This window comes from uncultured Romboutsia sp. (assembly GCF_958366745.1).
Classification (GTDB): domain Bacteria; phylum Bacillota; class Clostridia; order Peptostreptococcales; family Peptostreptococcaceae; genus Romboutsia; species Romboutsia timonensis.
In genome coordinates this window covers 1-4,132 of the sequence record NZ_CATXCO010000211.1, presented here as the reverse complement: position 1 = coordinate 4,132, position 4,132 = coordinate 1, and the positions used below count along the sequence as shown (strand labels likewise).

The following is a 4,132-nucleotide window of genomic DNA, read 5'->3' as shown; positions in this document are numbered from 1 at the left end:
CATAAAGAGTATTGACAAAAATAAAAGAGCGTAGACTTTGTCTACGCTCTGAGCCTATCAAATTAATTGATAGGCTTTTTTTTTGAAAGGTTGTGATATATGTGAAATGGGAAATTTATAAAAATTTAAAATTTCTTAGGCAAGAAAAAAATTTAACAGTTGATGAATTATCTAAATTATCGGGAGTATCAAAAGCGAAGATACTTTCTATAGAAAGAGAACTTTCTTTCGAGCATAATATAGAAGATATAGCAAGGTTAGCTTTAGTATTAGATGTAACTGTAGATGATTTTGTGTGTCAAAAGTTCTATGAAGAATAGAGGTGATTTTGTGGAATTAATGATTTCAAGGAATGTAAGAAATTATAGAGAAAGTAATTCTTTAAGCATAAAAGAAACATCAGAAAAAATAAAAATCAATTATAAGATGGCTCAAAATATAATATCTTGCAATAGAAATAATATTAGATTAGAAGCAGTTTATAATATAGCGAGGTCTTTAAATATTAGTATAGATGATTTGCTATTTAAAAATATATTCAAAAATTAATTTATGAACCCAATACAACGCAAGAAAGAGGTGTAACTTAAGGATGACAATTATTGTCCAAAATGTAAATCAAGACATAAAAATGCATAGAATATGGGACTAAATATGAATTATATGAGTAATAAGGAAAAAATTACAAAATATCATTGACGAACTGACATATTTTTGATTTTATATATAAAAATATATTGAAATGTATTTAAATGTATTGAAAATAACAAATTAAAATAATAGATTTGGGAGAGTATGTTATGAAAAAATTATTCAATATGGATGCAAAGAAAAGAAATATAATAGTTGCAAGTATATTAGGAGTTACTATAGGTGGATTAAGTATGTTTGGATTAAATCATAAAAATAAAGAGTTAGTTCAAAAAGAAAAAATACAACAAGAAGAATTAGCACAACAAGAATCAGAAGAAAACAATAAAAATAAAGATGAAGAAGAGCTAAAAGCAGAAGTAAGTAATGAAGATGAAGCAGTTGAAGAAAAAATTGCAGAAGATATAAATATCGAAAAAGAAGAAACTAATGTAGTAAATAATGTAAATAATGCTAAAACAACGACTACACAACCAAATACTGTAAGTAGAAATAAAGAAACTGCAACACAATCAAGTAATTCAAGTACTACTAAAGAAACTACTACACAAGTAACTATTTCAAATAATAACAATAATAACAAGGAAAATACAAAACCAAGTGCATCATCAAACGATGATTCTTATTCAAATGTTGATTGGGATAAGGTAGGAGAAGTATTTGAAAACTCAAATTGGACTCAAATTGGTTCGGGGTATATAGACGGTCCGAATGGAAATACTTGGGAAAAGTATGAAGGTGCTTATGATGGAGATATAAAATCTGAAAATATTTATGGTAAATAATAAAAAAGAGATATTCAAATTTTATTTGAATATCTCTTTTTTTATTTAATTGATAAGATTTGGAGGTGTAAATATGAAAGTATATAAAAAAATATTAAGTATTTTATTATTAGTTGTATTAAGTTTTAATACTGTAATTGCTTTAGAAGCGAGAAGTGCTAAAATAGAATATATTGGAAAAGTTACTTCATCTACAGGTTCAACGGTAGGTAGATTTAAGGTAAATGGACAGTGGGCATTTTGTGTAGACCATGCTAAAACTAGTCCTCCGAGTAATACTTCGTATGACTCGGGTTCTATTTATAATAATGAATCAATAAGAGCTATTTTATATTATGGATATGGAGGTATAGGAAATGAAATAGGTACTAGTAATGATGCATGGGTTGCAACAACCCTAGCCTTAGATTCAGTAATGAATAATAATGATTCAGCATATCGAAGAAAGATACCTGGATATTCTATTTTAATGGATCATGCACAAAAAAAGGATGCACCAAGTACAGATGCTTCTTTTAGCAAAAGTAGTGTAACTAGTTCTGTATCGGGAGATAGGCAAGTATCAGAAACTATAACTTTTAATGCTGATTATAGAAATTCAATTACTTTAGCTGTTCAATCGGGAACTACTATAGTAGTAGATGGTAAGTCATATACAAATGGAAATGTAACTATTAACGGTGGACAATCATTTTATATAACAGCACCTTTAGACTATTCAAACAATGTAGTTTACTCTAATATAAAACCTTCTCTAAAAATATATCAATCTATATTGTATATGCCAACCAGCTCTAAATATCAAAGGTTAGGACAGGGAATGGAACAAGACCCACCTCCGATACAAAATTTAAGTGTTGAGTTTAAGGCAAGGCAAAGAAATATTACAGTTTTACATAAAAATAGGCATGATGGAAGTATATTACTCCAAGAAAATGATAAAAAAAATATAGGTTCAAATTACACTTATTATCCTAAAAATCCATTATATAAAGATGGAACTACATTTATACCAGAATCAACTAATAGTAAATCTGGAACTGTGCCGAATCAAGACTTAACAATAGAGTTTTGGTACAATGCACAACAAAATATAACTATACAACATATTGACAATAGAGATGGAAGTATAATAAGTCAAGAAAATGAGAAGAAAAATCGAGGGGAACAATATAGTTATTCTCCTAAAAACGATTTAAAAAAGGGTGATTACACATATAGACCTATTTCAAATCAAGTACAATCGGGAACTGTTGGAAATAGTGATATAACAATCAAGTTCTATTATGATGTTCCTCTGATTAAAGCAGGACTTAAAAAGATTCAGATATATACTGAACAAGCTGATAAGGGACTACCTGTAAAGGTAGAGATAGATAAAAAGTATATCTATGATGAAAATATAGCCGATATGAGCAATTCAAAAATCAAATTAGGCTTATATGATAATAGTAATAATGAAGTAATTTCAAAAGAGTTTACTGCGAAAACATTACCCGAAATGTTAGACATGACAATACCTTCAACAAAGCTAAAAAAAGATTCAAGTAAATCATATACTCTAAAAATAGAGGGGTATGATTCAAATATGGTTGATGTAATAAGTAATGCAATGAGTTTAACTACAGATGGTTATACATCAAGTGAAAAAATAATAAAAGTAGATTCTTCAAAGCAAGATAATTTATCATATCGTGGAGTTGTAATGACTGAAAGAGAAGTCGGAAAAAATATGAAAGTTTATTATGAAACATTAGATATTCCTTTAGAAAGAATAAAAAGAATGAGAACAGGGTATGGATTTGAAGTGCCTTTAGATTTGACTTATATAAATGAGATAGGGTCAAATGATTTAGATTTTTCTTTTGATTTTAAAGCGCAAGATGAAATAGTAGATAAAAGTTACATTGAGTATAGTAGCAAAAATGGTGTATCTACAGTAGCTTTAGAAAATACTAGTAAAAAATCATCTACTAATAACAATGTAACTATATCAAAACAAAAATTTGAACTTCAACATATAAATGTTGAAAAAAGAACTGGTGCTTTATTTAATGACAATCAAGTAAATAATCAAGATTCAAGAATACAATATGACCTAATAGATGGTGGAAGAAAGTTTTACTTACCTATTTGGGCGAGGATTGGTGATTATCAAGCAAATGTAGAAAGTACAAAAGATATTGGTATAAATAAAATAAATGTAGAAATAGGATATGATATTAATATATATGCACATATGTATGCACATATGGATTCAGAATCTATTTTAGATGATGCAATTATTTTAGAGCCGATTGATTCAGATAACCCATTCCCTAATGGAATACCAAAAGGATGGACAAAAGAAAATCTAGACGCATTAAATGAAATGTTAGATGAGAAACTTAATAAAGGTAATTTAAGTATGTCTAGCATTTTTGGAAAGAAAAAATAAAAGTATATAAGTATTAAAATAGAACTTGGATTAATCTAAGTTCTATTTTATTGAAAATTGTTCCCTGAGAACAATTTTTAAGTTTATATATCGTAAAATTTTGAATTTCTGTGAAAGGAGTGAAAATGTGCGAGGTTTTATTTTAAATATGATTATGGTATTTGTGGGATTTTATTTGACTGTAACGGGAATGTTTTTGTCAATGGAGAGTTTCAAAAGAAATACTATAATCTTAACAATGATTGAGTCAGCAAAAATA

Annotated in this window: 4 protein-coding genes; all 4 read left to right on the top strand. The window is 27.6% G+C overall.

The window, feature by feature from the left end; all coding sequences use genetic code 11:
* Nucleotides 1-101: 101 nt before the first annotated feature.
* Nucleotides 102-320: a helix-turn-helix domain-containing protein gene (locus Q5F54_RS11420; RefSeq protein ID WP_177548968.1), complete on the top strand. Its 219-nt coding sequence runs from the start codon at nucleotides 102-104 to the stop codon at nucleotides 318-320.
* A 10-nt stretch (nucleotides 321-330) separates the two neighbouring features.
* Nucleotides 331-549 (top strand): helix-turn-helix transcriptional regulator, encoded by a 219-nt coding sequence (locus Q5F54_RS11415; RefSeq protein ID WP_177548966.1) that lies wholly within the window; start codon nucleotides 331-333, stop codon nucleotides 547-549.
* A 251-nt stretch (nucleotides 550-800) separates the two neighbouring features.
* Nucleotides 801-1,436, top strand: coding sequence for a hypothetical protein (locus tag Q5F54_RS11410; RefSeq protein WP_288525628.1), 636 nt, complete (start codon nucleotides 801-803; stop codon nucleotides 1,434-1,436).
* A gap of 73 nt (nucleotides 1,437-1,509) precedes the next feature.
* The gene (locus tag Q5F54_RS11405) at nucleotides 1,510-3,873 is read left to right on the top strand and encodes a thioester domain-containing protein (RefSeq protein WP_288525626.1); all 2,364 of its coding nucleotides are present in this window, start codon (nucleotides 1,510-1,512) and stop codon (nucleotides 3,871-3,873) included.
* The last annotated feature ends 259 nt before the right edge of the window (nucleotides 3,874-4,132 follow it).